Genomic DNA, 15,333 nt, shown 5'->3' on the forward strand with positions numbered 1-15,333 from the left:
ACGATATTAATACCGGTTTAGAAAGGAGGAATTACGACAGATTCCTTTCTCAAATTTGTATTAACTTTTTAATTTATTCATATCAAATTAATTTTGTACACATTAAGATGGCTCAGCCGTCTTAATGTTTTTTTTATAATACCCATGCATTCTTATTTCAAGATTCTCTTCACTTGTTCAGGTTAATTTTATACATTTAATAAAATTATCTGACCAATGGATCATAAGAATAACAATCTCTTTGAAAAATTTTCAAACTGGGCCGTAAAATTTACAGGAAGTCAGTATGCCTTTATTGGAGCAACATTTGTGGTTGTGGCATGGGCAGTTACAGGCCCCTTTTTCAATTATTCAGAAACCTGGCAGCTGGTTATCAATACAGGAACTACAATTATTACCTTTCTCATGGTTTTCCTTATTCAGAAAGCCCAGAATAAAGATTCAAAAGCCATACAGATCAAGTTGAATGAAATCATTGCGGCTCATGAAAAAGCAAGTAACAGAATTGTAGATATTGAAGATCTTACGGAAGCAGAACTGGATCAGCTTCATCACTATTATGAAAATTTAGCTCAGTTTGCCAAGAAAGATTCGGATATCCATACTTCTCATTCTATAGATGCTGCACAGCGAAACCAGGATTATAAATATGAGTTCTTTAAAAGGAAGCATGAAGAATGGCTACAGAAGCAGGAACAGGAAAAATAATATTTATTTAATGATGAACATTGTTTTTTGTTAATAAATTGGAATTTGTTAATATATTTTATTTTGTGTTAAGTTAATTTTTATATTTGTTGTATTGAATATAAAATCCACTACTGTGAAAAGAAAACTACTATGTTTGCCAGTATTGCTTTTGGCAACAGCGGCAAGTGCACAATGGAGTAAAGCTGTGCCACAACAGAGAATTATTAAGAAAAGTGATCATTCTATTTATTATAAACTTGATATAGATCAAATCAGAACACAGCTTTTGCAGGCATCTAAAATTGGAGAAGGTGCACCGGTTACGATAAGCATTCCTAATCTGGAAGGTAAGATAGAAAGGTTTACAGTGAATAGCTTTCCTGTAATGGATGAAACTTTAGCAAAACAATACCAACTTGGATCTTATGTGGGAATAGGTACTGATGATCCTTCAAAGTATATCCGTTTTAGTGTTGCTCCTAATGACTTTCAGTCTATGATGATTGCTCCTGATGGTAAGTATGAGTTTATAGAGCCGGCTACAGCAGATAAATCTTATTATTCTATACATGGGAAAACCAGTAAGAATGGGCACGCATTTACCTGTAGTACTAAAGAAAGTAAGGAATCTGTAGCCAACCTTCAGAAAATGATAAAGTCCGGGGCAACCGCTAAAGCCAGTAACAAAACTTTTCACACGCTTAAACTGGCAATGTCTGTGACAGGAGAGTACACCTCTTATTTTGGTGGTATTGTGGGAGCTCTTACACAAATCAACGCTACCTTATCAAGAGTGAATGGAGTATTTGAAAGAGAGTTTAATGTACATGTGAACGCAATTAATGCACCTGGCCTTATCTTTACCAACGCTGCTACTGACCCTTACAGTACTTCCGATCTTATGTGCAAATGGAATTACGAATTAATGAATGCTTTGCATGGCGGAAACTATGGTGTTACTGATGAAAGTTTTGATATCGGACATTTATTTGGTGCTACAGGAGGTGGAGGTAATGCAGGTTGTATTGGCTGTATAGGAAGCAATGATATCTCTACTACCTCTTATACTGCTGCACAAAGTGACTGTCAGGATGCCAGTGGTAGTTATTATGCATACATATCTCCGGATAATTATAAAGGAAGTGGTTTCACCTCTCCTGCAGACGATATTCCAATGGGAGATAATTTTGATATTGATTTTGTAGCCCATGAGATGGGGCATCAGCTTGGAGATAATCATACGTTTAGTAGAGATGAGCAGTCTGGATCCAATACTTATGTTGAACCGGGTACCGGAAGCACTATTATGGGATATGCAGGACTTTGGGGAACTATGTCTGTTCAACCCCATTCAGATATATATTTCCATAGTGTAAGTATAGATCAGATACAAGCTAACATGGCAGCTATAACTGCTGATGTGGAAACTCCAATAGTGAATAATCCACCAGTAGTCGCTGCAATGAATACTGTATATACAATTCCAAAATCAACAGCATTCGTATTGACAGCTTCTGCCACAGATCCGGATGGAGATGCTTTAACTTATTGTTGGGAACAGGTGAATTCAAGTACCTTATCCGGTGGTGTAACCAAAACTAATATTGGAAATACCGCTTCAGGGGCGAGTTTCAGATCATGGACACCTACCAGCAGCCCTACAAGGTATTTCCCTAAACTATCAACTGTTTTGGGGGGAACTGTAAAGAATACTAATGATTTTGAAGCTGCAAGTACAGTAGCAAGAACTACTAATTTCCGTGTTACCGTAAGAGATAATAAACCCGGAGGACAGGCACAGACTGCGTATGCAAATCAAACAGTTGTTGTGGGATCTGCTGCTGCATTTACAGTAAATACAACATCTCTTACTCCAAATGCCAATTCTACAATTGCATGGACCGTTTCAGGAACAACTGCAGCTCCATATAACGTAGCAAATGTTAAAATTGATTATACAGAAGATAATGGAACAACATGGAATGACCTAGCGGCATCAGTGCCAAATAATGGTTCTGCAAGTGTTTTCATTCCTGCAGCTTTAGCTGGGAAAAGTATTCATATTAGAGTATCTGCAATTGGAAACGTATTTTATGCAGTGAAGAAGGCTACTGTATCAAATGTTCTTGCTGTTTCTGAGGCAGGTAATAATGTAAAAACTGTTCATATCTATCCAAACCCTGTTGAGGATATTCTTAATGTTACGAATGTTTCTTCAGGTGCCATTTATGAAATTTTTAATACTCCAGGTCAATTGGTTTTAAAAGGAACAATAGGTGATGGAAGGATTAATGTAAGCAATTTGGTAAAAGGAGTTTATTTCATTGCAATTAATGGTAAGGAGATCAACAGTAAAACTAAGTTTGTCAAAAAATAATTGAACAATAAAGTAAAAATAAAAACCTCTGAGTCATCAGAGGTTTTTTTATGATTGATTCTATCTCATGAAATAGCTGAAATAACTACAGCTTCCCATTAGACTTTTTGTAGTTTCAGCATCTGAATACTGTGCCTTCAGCTGTGCAAAATACGTTCTGTATTTTTGATTCTTCAGATTGTCCAGCTCCTTTTGACGGGCATCTTCTTTTTCAGACCATTTCGGATCAGAATAATCGAAATCTTTCGGAGCTTTGGCTTCATACTGATAATATTTACCTTGCTCAGCACTGGCCATCTGGAATAAAATTCTAGCCTTCTCTTCTTTATTGTTTGAAAGCTTAAGCGCTTTCTGATAATAGTTGATGGCTAAATCAAAATTATCAGGTTCAATATAAGAAGTATCCATGAAGTTTTTATAGTAGTACTTATAAGGATTTCCTTTATCATTATTCCAGAAGTAATATTTTCCACCATTGCTGTTATCAATATCCATAACAAAAAGGTGTCGGTAATATCCTAAAATGGAAGTATTATATAGCAGGTTTCCGATAAGCTGGTTAGCTCTTGCAGCCTTTTCGTCATTTCCATTTCCGATTTTCTTAAGCTGGATTAAAACATCTGTCAGCTCCAGTTTGTTCATATTATCTTTGATGAAAGGAAAATCACTGTAACCTTCAGACTTCATAGATTCAGAAGCAGCACTTTGATAACTTTCCCACACATTATGTCCGAAAACAAGACTTGAAATATTATTGAAGCCATTATATTCAGAAGAGGCATATTGTTTTGGAGTAATAGTTTGTCCGCTCTTTTCGCTCCAGTCATAATTCACTCTTGGTATTCCACCGAATTTCTGGACCTTTTCATAATATGATTTAGCCTTTCCAAAATCAGCAAGCCTCATAGCTCGGTCGCCATAAATGGTATTGAAGAAAGCCTCAATATTTCCTACACTGTCCATATTTTTAGCAATAATCTGCTGTTCAAACTGGGTCTTATTAGGCTTTCTGTAGAACTCCTCAACACTTTTTACAAGACTTGAATTTGGATTATACTGAAGGTCTGAAAGGGTGTTGTTCATCAGGAATGATTTACCATCTTCCCCCTGAAGCAGATAACGGTTAGCCATTACATCTTTTAAGAAATCAGCAGTGGAAGGTGCAGGTCCGTAATAGTCGTAATAACTGTTGGCATTTGCAGTGTCCATTTTCACTTCTTTTTCCATAAAATATTCCGCATAGTCTTTCATCATATGATTTTCAAAAGCAGCATCTATTTTTGGTTGTGAAACTATATCATTCAGAACCTTCATTCTTTTGATTTCCTCCAGATATTCAGGATTGGTGGTTTTGATCTCGTTCAGAATCTCGGTACTTTCTTTATAATCTTTCTTTAAAAACTTAAGGTAGGCATCTGCGATCTGCCAGTATTCATCTTTTGACTTTTCTTTGGCTTTGGAAGTGAATTTTTCAAGGTCATCAAGGTAATCTTTAGTGTTGTCATCATACCCGCTGTATCCTGTAGTGTAAAAAGGAATTCTGTTGGGATTATTCAATAGTTCATCATCACTCTGGTCTGCTTTATTTCCATCACCGGATGTGTCAGATTTAGAACCTCCGAAAAGATTCTTGAAGAACCTTACAATTTTCTGCCAGAAAGATATCTTTTCTTCTTTCACCTCTTTTACTTCTGTTGTTTTCTTATCAGAAGCAACATCTTTTGAGTTATGTGTTTCAGTATTTCCCCTGTAGACAGATACCCTGCCGTAAGCATCAGAAGTGTAATAATAGGTAGGAAGATAGCTTCTTTCCAGCTCATTGATGCTTCTTACTGCCATTACTTTCAGGATTTCAGAATCCGGATTGATGTCAAACATTTTTTCCATGATAGGAATAGGGTTGTTGAAATCTTCATATCCTAAAAGGAAATAAGCCATGTTCTTTTCCTCATTCGTATTGGCTCTTTTCATAATATTGCTGAAAGAAGCTGTATCCGAAAGTTTCATAGAGACAAAAGCAGATTCCTTGCGGTCTTTACTGTTCATAAATACCTGAAAGAAATTCCAGTTGGCATCACCATTCATCTCTAATCCTCTTTGAGCTCCTGCCAATTGATCCAGAGCCATATAATATACCGTGCCTTTTAACTTGATGGGTTCAATATAGGTTTTGAAAGCCTGCAGGGCAGAGTCATAGTTTCTGGTATAATGATTCAGACGTACAAGCTGGTACCCGTAGCGCTGCTTGATCTCAGGATTTCTGGCTGCGTTATATAGAGAGGTTAGGGCTGCGATCGTTTTATTATAATCAAGAGAGGTGGCATTTTTTCTGTTTTCATCTCTGTTATAGTAAAAAGAGTTTTCACTTTCAATATAGTTGATGCTCATGTAGGGCTCCAGATACTTGGCTTCAATCAAATAATCAATTCCTTCTTTATATTTCTGGTAAAATCCAGTTCCTAATTTTTGTAAAAGAGGATTAGTAGGAGTCCCATTTTTAAGAGCGTTCAGGTCATTCAAGCTTAATTTATATACCAGATTCTGTGTCTCGGCGTAGTCAAGCTGATTGTTAAAGTACTTTTTCCAGGTTTCAATATTATCATCAGGAATCATAGATGGATTATAATGACCAAAGAATCTTGAAGAATAGGTATGAAGAAAAGGAAGATAAGACTTATCCTTAATAATACTCTGCGTAAAAAGGTTGAAGTATTCATAATCCGGATCCGACCAGGCACAGGCGTTGGAGTTGGTGTAGAAAAGAGATACAACCGCAAGTGAAAGAATATACTTTTTCATAGGGTGTAGTGTTTTTTTAGTTTTTTATATAGTTTTTTGTAATCAATGGTGCGGACAGAAATGGTTATGATGTTGAGCTTCTATCCTATGTCTTCATCTATGGAAGATTTAAAATTTTCGATCTAACACAAATTTACTATCTAATTGATAATAAATAATATTAAAATGTGGGATTTTTTTCTGAAGGAAAACAATCACATCAGTTAATTGTTCTTCCGATATTTCTTCCACCTTTATTTTGAAACCTTTATTCAGGTAACTTCCAAAGTAGAAGCCGTCTTTCAATACTTCAGCTTCATATTCCGAAATCTTTTTGAAGTTAGGATTTTCGAGGTCCTTTTTAGATAAAGCATTGATAAGTTTATGTTTGTCCAGATGATTCGTAATAATTCCCCATGAATAAATAGGAAGAGCTACTTCTACTTTTTTAATGGGGTAATCTTCCATTTTCGAAAGATAACTTTTCAGAATATTGACGTCCAGAATAGAATTTTTATTCGTTTTTTCCAATGGGGAAGAAGTAGAGTAGCACATCAGATACACTTTATTCACTGGAGGTATTCCAGTCTGTTTTTTATCTTTAACCTGATGAAGGCGTAATGTGCAGGTGATTTCTTTTCCGGAAACTCTTTGCAGTTCCTTCAGGAATTTAAAATAATCATCCCGTGTTCCGGCAGTCCAGTCACAGTCAATCTGAATTTCATTATTGATTTTTAAATGATATTCCTCTGCTTTCTTCTGAACCAAATGATGAATGCTTTCTGCCAGAAACTTAATTTCTTCCTGAGAAATCCCCAATATGGTTTGATTGGTGATAAAAACAGTAGGTACAATCTGCTTGTCCGTTTGAAAACTCTGGTCTTTTGTGATGACGGCAACAGGTTGGAATTTTCCCCCAATTTTATCCACATCAAAAAACCTTGTGTATAAATAAGGAACAGTTGCCTGGTTTAAAACTTTCTTTTCTTCCTCATCCAGTTTCAGATTCGTTTTCCAGTAATAAAATGTATAAGGATGGTTCTCTTTTTTACTGCAGGAAACAATAAAAAGTAAGGCCCATAAAATGTTTAGTATTTTCATGCTGTGATAGGGCATAGTTGATTCTCCAAAAGTAAAGATATTTAAACAAACAATGAACCGTAAAATCACGGTGATTCCCCAAGTAAACAAAAACCGCTCCAAAGGAGCGGCTATTTTATGATCTCATTATTCATAGAGTTCACTTTCACAAGTACAGGTTTCTTTATCTATACTTTCTTTGGCAGAACAACAGCCATCAAGGTTTAGAATATTTCCTTTCTCATCCGTAAGATAGATTTTATCTTTCCCGAATTTCACAAAAAAGGTTTCTTTATATTTCTTGAACACCACCTTCATTACTTTATTCAGAGCATATTTACCAGCATTGAATTCTTCTTTAGTTTCTTTCCAGTCAGCCTGGTTAACCTGAACGTATCCAAAAACTACGTCGCCGTTCTTTTGTATATTGAGGTAATAATGAGGAGTGCCGGTACCACTGTATCCTTTCAGAAGGTCAAAACTTCTATGACCGGTAAAAGGTAGTTTTGTTTGTGCAAAAGTGAAAATGGTGATGCATAGAATCATTAAACTGAAAATCTTTTTCATATTATTTTTTTCTTCAAATTTAAAAATATCTGTCCAATTTATGCACCGTAAAATCCCGGTGATTTTTTATCCTATATAGTCTCAAACATCCTTCTCAGCAACTACAATAATTCATATAACCATTTCCTTTGACTGGAAGAGTGGCAAAAATTCAAAGAATTTTTGCCGGGGTGGTCTTTTCCTCAAGCAAGCAAAAAACCACCCCAAAAGGAGTGGCTTTTCTATAATTTAATTGAAAACTAAATTAAAAAACAGTCGCAGCCAGCTGGATCCTCGCATATTTATTCGAAGGATTCCACATAGCCATCATAGAAACAGGTAAACTGTAATGTTCTGTAATTTTAAGAACTTTCCCTGCTTTTACCCCAACATTCACAATGTCAAAATTGTTTTTTCCATTTCCATACAGAAAAGTATCTCCATTCAATGAAAATCCTGCGCCTACAAAAGCATCCAGATTTACTTTTTGCCCACTGATGACAGGATAACTAGCCTGTACATAAGTAGAATATCTGTTCTTTTTATAGCTGCCATCCGGTTCCAGAATTACTTCTCCTGCATTGGCACCTCCATACAGCATAATGTCTGCTTCAATATTGATCGGGAATGATGGCCCGAAAGTATAATTGGTTCTTAAATCAATAATATGGGCTGTTCTTCTCTGTGAATAGCTGAAAATGTCATCTGCTGCAACAGCGGTATTGATATTTCTGGAATTATAAAGATCCCATAATCCAATATAAAAACGTCCGTTAGAATACTGAACATAATAATTGATCTCCTTATAATGGGTATTGTCTTTATCATCCGCAAGGGCAGAAGCACCCCAAATCCCTACTTTCCATTTTTTCTCCGCATCCAAAGCATAGGAAAGATTTCCCATCACAACAGGTTTGTCTGTAATTATCAAACCTCTCCATAAGTGGTTGTTCTGAATGTTTGCAGTAAAATCCAACCTGTTTTCTTTGGTTTCCTTTGTTTCACTGCTTTCCTGTGAAAATAACCTTCCTGCACCTAAAGTAAGCAGGAAGATCCCTTTTAATATTTTCATCATCTGTATTTCTATTTTAAGGTTATGAACAATAACGCAGCGATCACAGCTCCTATCACAGGGCCTATCACAGGAATCCAGGCATAGCCCCAGTCACTGCTTCCTTTTACCGGAAGAATAGCGTGCATAATTCTTGGGGCAAGATCTCTGGCAGGATTAATGGCATATCCAGTAGTGCCTCCTAAAGAAAGTCCGATTACCCATACAAGAAATGTCACGGGAATGGCTCCTATAGAGCCTAGCCCAACCTTCGCATTAGGGTCTGCCTGTAAATTAATACTTGGATTTGAAATGTAGAAAATAACAAATACCAAAACAAATGTACCTATAATCTCACTGATAAGGTTAGAGGAAACTTTTCTGATGGCAGGGCCTGTACTGAAACAAGCCAGCTTTGCTCCTTCGTCTTCCGTAATGGCAAAATGATCTTTATTGAATAACCACACTAAAAAAGCTCCTAACATTCCTCCAATCATCTGAGCCGCAATATAAGACGGAACCAGATCCCAGGCAAACTTTCCTGCAGTCGCCAAGCCAATAGTAACAGCCGGATTTAAATGAGCCCCACTTACGGGTCCTGCAACGGTTACCCCTACAAAAACGGCTAAAGCCCAGGCAGTGGTAATAACAATCCATCCGGAATTATTTCCTTTGGTATCCTTCAAGACAACATTGGCTACAACGCCGTTGCCTAACAAAATTAGAAGCATCGTCCCGATCACTTCTGCGATAAATGGAGTCATATGTGTATTTTTAAGGTCAGGGAATTAATCTTCAATCCAACTTTGAGCACGGGATACCGCTTTGTTCCAAGAATGAACCATGGCATCCACTTTTTCTTTTTCCAATTGAGGGTGGAAATCTTTATCTACAATCCATTGAGCTTGTATCTCATCAATGTTTTTCCAGTAGCCAACTGCAAGACCTGCTAAATAAGCGGCACCTAAAGCTGTTGTTTCCAATGTTTTCGGTCTTGTAATTTTAAAACCAAAAAGATCAGACTGGATCTGCATCAACAGATTGCTTGCCGAAGCTCCGCCATCCACTCTCAGTTCAAGACTTGCTCTTCCTGAATCCGCTTCCATAGATTTTACAATATCATATACCTGGAATGCAATTCCTTCCAGGGTGGCTCTTGCGATGTGTCCATCAGTGGTACCTCGGGTAATTCCTACAATCGTTCCACGGGCATACTGATCCCAATGAGGAGCGCCTAAACCTGTAAGAGCAGGAACAAAGTAAACGCCGCCATTATCTTCAACTGAAGCAGCCAGGTCATTCACCTGCTCTGAAGAATCAATTAGTTTAAGTCCGTCTCTCAACCATTGAATAGCAGCTCCGCCTACAAATACGCTTCCTTCTAAAGCATAATTAACCTCTCCGTTGATTTTCCATGCTACAGTAGTAAGAAGATTATTTTTAGAAGCAACAGCTTCTTTTCCGGTATTCATTAATAAGAAACATCCTGTTCCGTAAGTGTTTTTTACCATTCCCGGAGAAGTACACATCTGTCCGAATAAAGCAGCCTGTTGATCTCCAGCAATCCCTGCAATTGGAATTTTGGTAGAGAATAGAGTAGTGGCTGTCTCACCATACACTTCACTGCTTTGCTTTACTTCAGGAAGAATAGCTTTAGGAATATTAAAAAGTTCCAATAGATCATTGTCCCATTCCAATGTATGGATATTCAGAAGCATGGTTCTGCTGGCATTCGAAACATCCGTGATAAACATTTTTCCACGGGTTAGCTTCCATACTAGCCAGGTATCAACGGTTCCGAAGCATAGCTTTCCGGCTTCTGCTTTTTCTCTTGCTCCGTCAACATTGTCCAGGATCCATTTTAATTTGGTTGCAGAGAAGTAAGCGTCCAATACAAGACCTGTTTTTTCTTTGATCGTTTCTGTATGACCTTGTTCTTTCAGTTCATCACAATATTTGGAAGTCCTTCGGTCCTGCCATACAATAGCATTATAAATAGGCTCTCCGGATTCTTTATCCCAAACAATTGTCGTTTCACGTTGGTTCGTAATCCCTATAGCTGCTACTTCCAGCCCGGAAATACCAGCTTTGGCAATAATTTCTGCAGCAACGGAGATTTGTGATGACCATATTTCATTTGGATCATGCTCTACCCAACCCGGAGTAGGGAAGATTTGTCTGAAGTCCTTTTGAGATACATATTTGATTTCTCCGCTATGGTTGAATAGAATCGCTCTGGAGGAAGTAGTTCCCTGATCCAAAGCGAGGATTAACTTTTCATTCATATAGTGATTAATTAAGGTTGATAACTTTAGGTGAGTAAGGCGTTAGTAAATATCCTTTTGCCAATTCAATGAATTCATTTTCCTGTTGCTGAGCCCATTCCTCAGAATATCCTTTTTCTTCAGCAATGATTCTCGCCACATTGTGTGCACTGTCTATAGCAGCTCTTGCATCAAGGAACAACAGGCGGGCTCTTCTTGCCAATACATCCTCAATGGTTTCTGCCATTTCATTTCTTGCTGCCCAAACCACTTCTGCTACAGTAAACGGATGGTCTGGATGTATTTTCTGTGAAAAACGTGGATTACTTTCCTGTAAAGCTTTTATCGCAGGAATATCGGATCCGTATACATATAAATGATTGGTTCTGTCTACCTGCTCTGGTTTTACATTTCCATGAATAGACATGTTCTCTGTTTTGGAAGTGGTATTCCCCAGATTATGTACCTGCATGGCTTTGTCAATAGTATCTTCAGCCATTTTACGGTAAGTTGTCCACTTTCCGCCAATGATAGAAATAAGTCCTGTGTCAGATGCAATAACCTTGTGGCTTCTGGAAACTTCTTTGGTGCTCTTGCTGCCATCCTTTGGGGCTGCAAGAGGGCGAAGTCCGGCAAAAACAGATTTTACATCATCACGGGTTGGTTTTTTAGACAGATATTGTCTTGCCGTATTTAAAACGAAGCTGATCTCTTCTTCCAAAGCGCGAGGTTCGAAACTTTCGTTTTCCAAAAGAGTATCTGTTGTTCCCACTAAAGCTCTGTCATGCCACGGCACAACGAACAATACTCTTCCATCTGACGTTTTTGGAATCATGATGGCATCATCACTTTTCAGGAATGATTTATCCAAAACGAGGTGAATCCCCTGGCTTGGTACCACAAGTTTACCATGCTTAGGATTGTTCATATTAAGGATGTCATTCGTAAAAACACCGGTAGCATTGATAACTACTTTTGCAAGAATCTGATATTGCTGCTTGGAGAACTGATCTTCAGCAACTACACCGATAATTTTATTCTTGTCATCTTTCAGAAGATTAATAACTTTCACATAATTAACTGCGCTACCTCCTTTTTCAATGATAGTTTGCGTTAAGTTAACAGCAAGTCTCGCATCATCAAACTGTCCGTCCTGGTAAACAACACCACTCGCTAAGTGATTTTGTTCAATAGTAGGAAGTTTTTCAATAGTTTTTGATTTGCTGATGTATTTCGTTTTACCCAAACTTAATTTTCCGGCAAGAAAATCATACACGGATAAACCTATTTTATAATAGATTCCACCCCACCAGGTATAATTAGGAATAATGAAAGACTGGTTTTTTACAATGTGTGCTGCATTTTTAGCCAAAAGCCCTCTTTCTTTTAATGCTTCTTTCACTAATCCTACGTCTCCCTGTGCTAAATATCTTACTCCACCATGTACCAGTTTGGTACTTCTGCTGGATGTTGCTTTCGCAAAGTCATGAGATTCAAGCAATAAAGTCTTAAATCCTCTGCTTACCGCGTCTAATGCTGAACCTAAACCACTGGCTCCCCCTCCTATGACTATAAAGTCCCATTCTTTTACACTGGTTAATTTACTGAGTTCTTCGTTTCGTTTCATAAATGTTTCGTTTATGTTTCGTTTTCAAATATATAAATTAAAAATGAAAGCAAAAAGAAAATAAATGAAATTTTAAGATATCGAAAAAAAACGGTAATTTTGAGGAAACGAATAAAATGGAGAAGTTAATACCAAGGCATGATGAAATCTTAAAGGAACTGGATGATAAAGGACATGTTCTTGTTCAGGATCTGTGCGAAAAACTTAATGTTTCTTCGGTTACGATACGAAAGGATTTGAACCATCTCGAAAGTCTGGGGCTTCTTTTTAGAAATCACGGGGGAGCAAGTAAGCAGGTAAGGTATGCTTATGAAAAAAATGTAGGAGAAAAAGAGAATATCAATGTGGAAGCGAAGCAGGCTATTGCTAAAGCAGCACTTCCGTTGATCCAGGAGAATGACTGTATCATATTGGCATCCGGAACTACGATGCATTATCTTGCCAGGATGCTGATGAACTTCGGTCCACTTACTGTTCTGACCTCTTCATTAAGAGTAGCTATTGAATTGTGTAATAATCCTAATATTAATGTCATTCAATTAGGTGGTGAAGTGAGGAAAAGCTCAACATCCATTGTAGGATCTATCTCGGAAGGTATTCTTAAACAGTTTTCATGTAATAAACTTTTTCTTGGGGTGGATGGGATTGATCTGGAATTTGGAATCAGTACATCTAATGCTGCAGAAGCACATCTTAATCAGGTTATGATTGAATGCGCAGATAAGACCGTAGTTCTTGCAGACTCTTCAAAATTGAACAAGAAAGGTTTTGGTAAAATAGCTTCGCTGGATGAAGTGGATTATCTGATTACAGATGAAGGGATCAGTAGAGAAGATATGTCTGCATTGGAAGAAAGAGGAGTTACTGTTATTGTAAAATAGAGTGTATTTTACTTATCGGGTTATTTAAAATTAAAATAGAGACAGTCTGGTTTCAGAAAGTCCCTATTTTAAATTAAAAATGAATCGTTTTATACTTTCCAGAAAAATCTTTCTTTATTTTTTCTTTCCGCTCCAAGCCGCGAGTAGAATTTAATCGCCCCTGTATTAAAGCTCGGTGTTTGCCACTGAATTATCTGGCAGTCCTGTTCTTTTGAAAGAACTCTTATTAACTCCATTATTTGTTTTCCTGTTCCGTTTCCTCTTGCGTTTTCTTTTAGGAATAAGCAGTCAACGTACATATAATAGCCTGCATCCCAGGTTGAAAACTGTTTGAAGAATGTGGCATAACCTATTATTTCAGTATCAGATTCAGCAATCAGACATTTTATATTTGAATCCGGATCGAAGATATATTTAGATAGCAACTGTATCTTGTTCTCTTCCTTAAAGGAACTCTTTTCATATTGGGCATGAGCTTTACAGAGTTCAATAATGGAGCTTAGGTCTTTTTCTTCGGCAAATCTTATTTTCATATTTCTTAAAGGTGGTTTAACAGGCGCATACGAATGTAGAGCCATTGGTAGGATGAGTTCCTTCTGTGGCATAACCGTCAAATTTCCACCATTCAATTCCTCCTATTAATTCAATAACCTTAAATCCTAATTTAGTCATTTTTAAAGCTCCTTTTGTTGATGCGTTACAACCAATTCCATCACAATAGCAGACATATATTTTTGATTGATCAAGATGCTGTGTGTTCTCTTCTGTCATTTCCCGATGTGGAAGATTGATGGCAGATGGAATATGTTCTTTGTTGTAGCCACTAGGTTTTCGGGTATCTACCGCAATATAGTCGGTGCTGTTTTGAAATACCTCATATAAGTCTGAAGGATCCATTTCGTACATTAATTTTTTCTGGTAGAATTCAATTTGTTCTTGCATGATTTTAAATTGTTTATGATGCAAAGTTATGCTCAGGCTTCTTTTTTTTCTAAGAATGAAATTGAATACTATGCAGTTTTATATGAAATATTTTCAGACATTATTTTTTTGTTAGATTGTTAACTTTGCATTATGGAAATCAAGTTTTTAAAACTTATTAAAACAATTGCAGAAGAAGGAAGTATTGCCGGTTCTTCTGAAAAACTATTTTTAACACAGTCAGCACTAAGTCATCAGCTTAAAGATCTTGAAATCCAGCTTGGTTTTAAAGTGTTTTACAGGACACGGAACAAATGGGAGCTAACTGAAGAGGGAAGTGTGCTTTATAAAACTGCGTGTACGGTAATGGACAGTATTGGGAATGGCTTGAATGCTATTCAACAAATAAGAGCCGGAGCAGCAGGTGTAATAAAAATCAGTACAGAATGTTACTCATTCTATCATGGGTTGCCTATGTTTATTCAGAGAATGAAAGTCCTGTATCCTGAAATTGAGGTAGACTTAGTATTGGAAGCCACTCATCAGCCTGTTGAGAAAGTAATATCCAATGAAATAGACATTGCAGTTGTTACTTCAAAGCCTTCTGGTAATAAAGATTTGGTAAGCATTGAGATTTTTGAAGATGAAATTTTTGCTGTCATGCATCAGGAAAATCTTCTGAATGATTTGGAATATGTTGCTGCTGATAATTTTCTGGATGTTCATTTAATTATTCATTCTTTTCCGTTGAAAACGGTTTCTGTTTATGAAAAATTTCTGAACCCAAACGGAATAATGCCGGTAAAGATTTCTGCAGTTCCTTTAACAGAAGTAGCATTGGAAATGGTACAGGCTAATATGGGAATTACCTGTATGCCGAAATGGGCATTAAGCTCCTTCAGGCTATCCGATGAACTGAAGTTAAAAAAGATCGGGAGTAAAGGTTTGAAAAGAAAGCATTATCTGGTCGTAAGGAAATCAGATATTGGAAAAAAATATGTTAGTGATTTTCTTTTGAACTTCAAAGAATATTTTCAAAATTTCGGATAGTTTTTTGTTCGGAATCGCTAAATGATTAAAAATCAAAATATTTTACTCAAAATATTTGTCGGTTACAA

The 15,333-nt window shown here is 36.9% G+C and carries 13 protein-coding genes; 4 read left to right on the forward strand and 9 right to left on the reverse strand.

Annotation, left to right across the window (positions count from 1 at the left end):
* The first annotated feature begins 216 nt into the window (after positions 1-216).
* Both BBH99_RS12110 and BBH99_RS12115 read left to right on the forward strand, forming a co-directional pair.
* Positions 217-708 (forward strand): low affinity iron permease family protein, encoded by a 492-nt coding sequence (locus tag BBH99_RS12110; RefSeq protein ID WP_066695925.1) that lies wholly within the window; start codon positions 217-219, stop codon positions 706-708.
* Positions 709-823: 115 nt separating this feature from the next.
* Positions 824-3,067, forward strand: a complete 2,244-nt coding sequence (locus BBH99_RS12115) for a zinc-dependent metalloprotease (RefSeq protein WP_123873156.1) — start codon at positions 824-826, stop codon at positions 3,065-3,067.
* A 60-nt stretch (positions 3,068-3,127) separates the two neighbouring features.
* Here BBH99_RS12115 and BBH99_RS12120 read toward each other — a convergent pair whose 3' ends face one another.
* The 7 genes from BBH99_RS12120 to BBH99_RS12150 form a co-directional block, all read right to left on the reverse strand.
* Positions 3,128-5,866 carry a hypothetical protein gene (locus tag BBH99_RS12120; protein ID WP_066695930.1) on the reverse strand — a complete coding sequence of 913 codons (2,739 nt, stop codon included), beginning with the start codon at positions 5,864-5,866 and terminating at the stop codon, positions 3,128-3,130.
* A gap of 108 nt (positions 5,867-5,974) precedes the next feature.
* Positions 5,975-6,946, reverse strand: a complete 972-nt coding sequence (locus BBH99_RS12125) for a hypothetical protein (RefSeq protein WP_066695933.1) — start codon at positions 6,944-6,946, stop codon at positions 5,975-5,977.
* 126 nt (positions 6,947-7,072) lie between these two features.
* Entirely contained in the window at positions 7,073-7,492 is a 420-nt protein-coding gene (locus tag BBH99_RS12130) for a hypothetical protein (protein WP_066695936.1), read from the reverse strand.
* Positions 7,493-7,736: 244 nt separating this feature from the next.
* Positions 7,737-8,546: a hypothetical protein gene (locus BBH99_RS12135; protein ID WP_066695939.1), complete on the reverse strand. Its 810-nt coding sequence runs from the start codon at positions 8,544-8,546 to the stop codon at positions 7,737-7,739.
* Between the two features lie 8 nt (positions 8,547-8,554).
* Positions 8,555-9,286, reverse strand: coding sequence for an MIP/aquaporin family protein (locus tag BBH99_RS12140; RefSeq protein ID WP_066695942.1), 732 nt, complete (start codon positions 9,284-9,286; stop codon positions 8,555-8,557).
* A 24-nt stretch (positions 9,287-9,310) separates the two neighbouring features.
* Positions 9,311-10,807, reverse strand: a complete 1,497-nt coding sequence (glpK, locus tag BBH99_RS12145; RefSeq protein ID WP_066695944.1) for a glycerol kinase GlpK — start codon at positions 10,805-10,807, stop codon at positions 9,311-9,313.
* A 7-nt stretch (positions 10,808-10,814) separates the two neighbouring features.
* Positions 10,815-12,413, reverse strand: a complete 1,599-nt coding sequence (locus BBH99_RS12150) for a glycerol-3-phosphate dehydrogenase/oxidase (protein ID WP_066695948.1) — start codon at positions 12,411-12,413, stop codon at positions 10,815-10,817.
* A 116-nt stretch (positions 12,414-12,529) separates the two neighbouring features.
* Between BBH99_RS12150 and BBH99_RS12155 the strand changes: the two genes are divergently transcribed.
* On the forward strand, positions 12,530-13,294 hold the full coding sequence (locus BBH99_RS12155) for a DeoR/GlpR family DNA-binding transcription regulator (RefSeq protein ID WP_066695951.1): 765 nt from the start codon (positions 12,530-12,532) through the stop codon (positions 13,292-13,294).
* Positions 13,295-13,383: 89 nt separating this feature from the next.
* On the opposite strand, the gene BBH99_RS12160 is transcribed toward BBH99_RS12155, so the two are convergent.
* The gene (locus BBH99_RS12160; RefSeq protein ID WP_228390800.1) at positions 13,384-13,899 is read right to left on the reverse strand and encodes a GNAT family N-acetyltransferase; all 516 of its coding nucleotides are present in this window, start codon (positions 13,897-13,899) and stop codon (positions 13,384-13,386) included.
* Positions 13,844-14,236: a rhodanese-like domain-containing protein gene (locus BBH99_RS12165; RefSeq protein WP_066695957.1), complete on the reverse strand. Its 393-nt coding sequence runs from the start codon at positions 14,234-14,236 to the stop codon at positions 13,844-13,846. The genes BBH99_RS12160 and BBH99_RS12165 overlap by 56 nt, the downstream gene beginning before the upstream one ends.
* A 132-nt stretch (positions 14,237-14,368) precedes the next feature.
* Between BBH99_RS12165 and BBH99_RS12170 the strand changes: the two genes are divergently transcribed.
* On the forward strand, positions 14,369-15,265 hold the full coding sequence (locus BBH99_RS12170; protein WP_066695960.1) for a LysR family transcriptional regulator: 897 nt from the start codon (positions 14,369-14,371) through the stop codon (positions 15,263-15,265).
* Positions 15,266-15,333: the final 68 nt, after the last annotated feature.

The organism is Chryseobacterium contaminans, from assembly GCF_001684955.1.
Taxonomy (GTDB): Bacteria; Bacteroidota; Bacteroidia; order Flavobacteriales; family Weeksellaceae; genus Chryseobacterium; species Chryseobacterium contaminans.

Excerpts from the sequence above, each read along its gene's own strand:
- BBH99_RS12160 (WP_228390800.1), bottom strand. The coding sequence starts at position 13,899 with ATGCCACAGAAGGAACTCATCCTACCAATGGCTCTACATTCGTATGCG.
- BBH99_RS12135 (WP_066695939.1), bottom strand. The coding sequence starts at position 8,546 with ATGATGAAAATATTAAAAGGGATCTTCCTGCTTACTTTAGGTGCAGGA.
- BBH99_RS12120 (WP_066695930.1), bottom strand. The coding sequence starts at position 5,866 with ATGAAAAAGTATATTCTTTCACTTGCGGTTGTATCTCTTTTCTACACC.
- glpK (WP_066695944.1), bottom strand. The coding sequence starts at position 10,807 with ATGAATGAAAAGTTAATCCTCGCTTTGGATCAGGGAACTACTTCCTCC.
- BBH99_RS12140 (WP_066695942.1), bottom strand. The coding sequence starts at position 9,286 with ATGACTCCATTTATCGCAGAAGTGATCGGGACGATGCTTCTAATTTTG.
- BBH99_RS12165 (WP_066695957.1), bottom strand. The coding sequence starts at position 14,236 with ATGCAAGAACAAATTGAATTCTACCAGAAAAAATTAATGTACGAAATG.
- BBH99_RS12150 (WP_066695948.1), bottom strand. The coding sequence starts at position 12,413 with ATGAAACGAAACGAAGAACTCAGTAAATTAACCAGTGTAAAAGAATGG.
- BBH99_RS12125 (WP_066695933.1), bottom strand. The coding sequence starts at position 6,946 with ATGAAAATACTAAACATTTTATGGGCCTTACTTTTTATTGTTTCCTGC.
- BBH99_RS12170 (WP_066695960.1), top strand. The coding sequence starts at position 14,369 with ATGGAAATCAAGTTTTTAAAACTTATTAAAACAATTGCAGAAGAAGGA.
- BBH99_RS12130 (WP_066695936.1), bottom strand. The coding sequence starts at position 7,492 with ATGAAAAAGATTTTCAGTTTAATGATTCTATGCATCACCATTTTCACT.
- BBH99_RS12110 (WP_066695925.1), top strand. The coding sequence starts at position 217 with ATGGATCATAAGAATAACAATCTCTTTGAAAAATTTTCAAACTGGGCC.
- BBH99_RS12155 (WP_066695951.1), top strand. The coding sequence starts at position 12,530 with ATGGAGAAGTTAATACCAAGGCATGATGAAATCTTAAAGGAACTGGAT.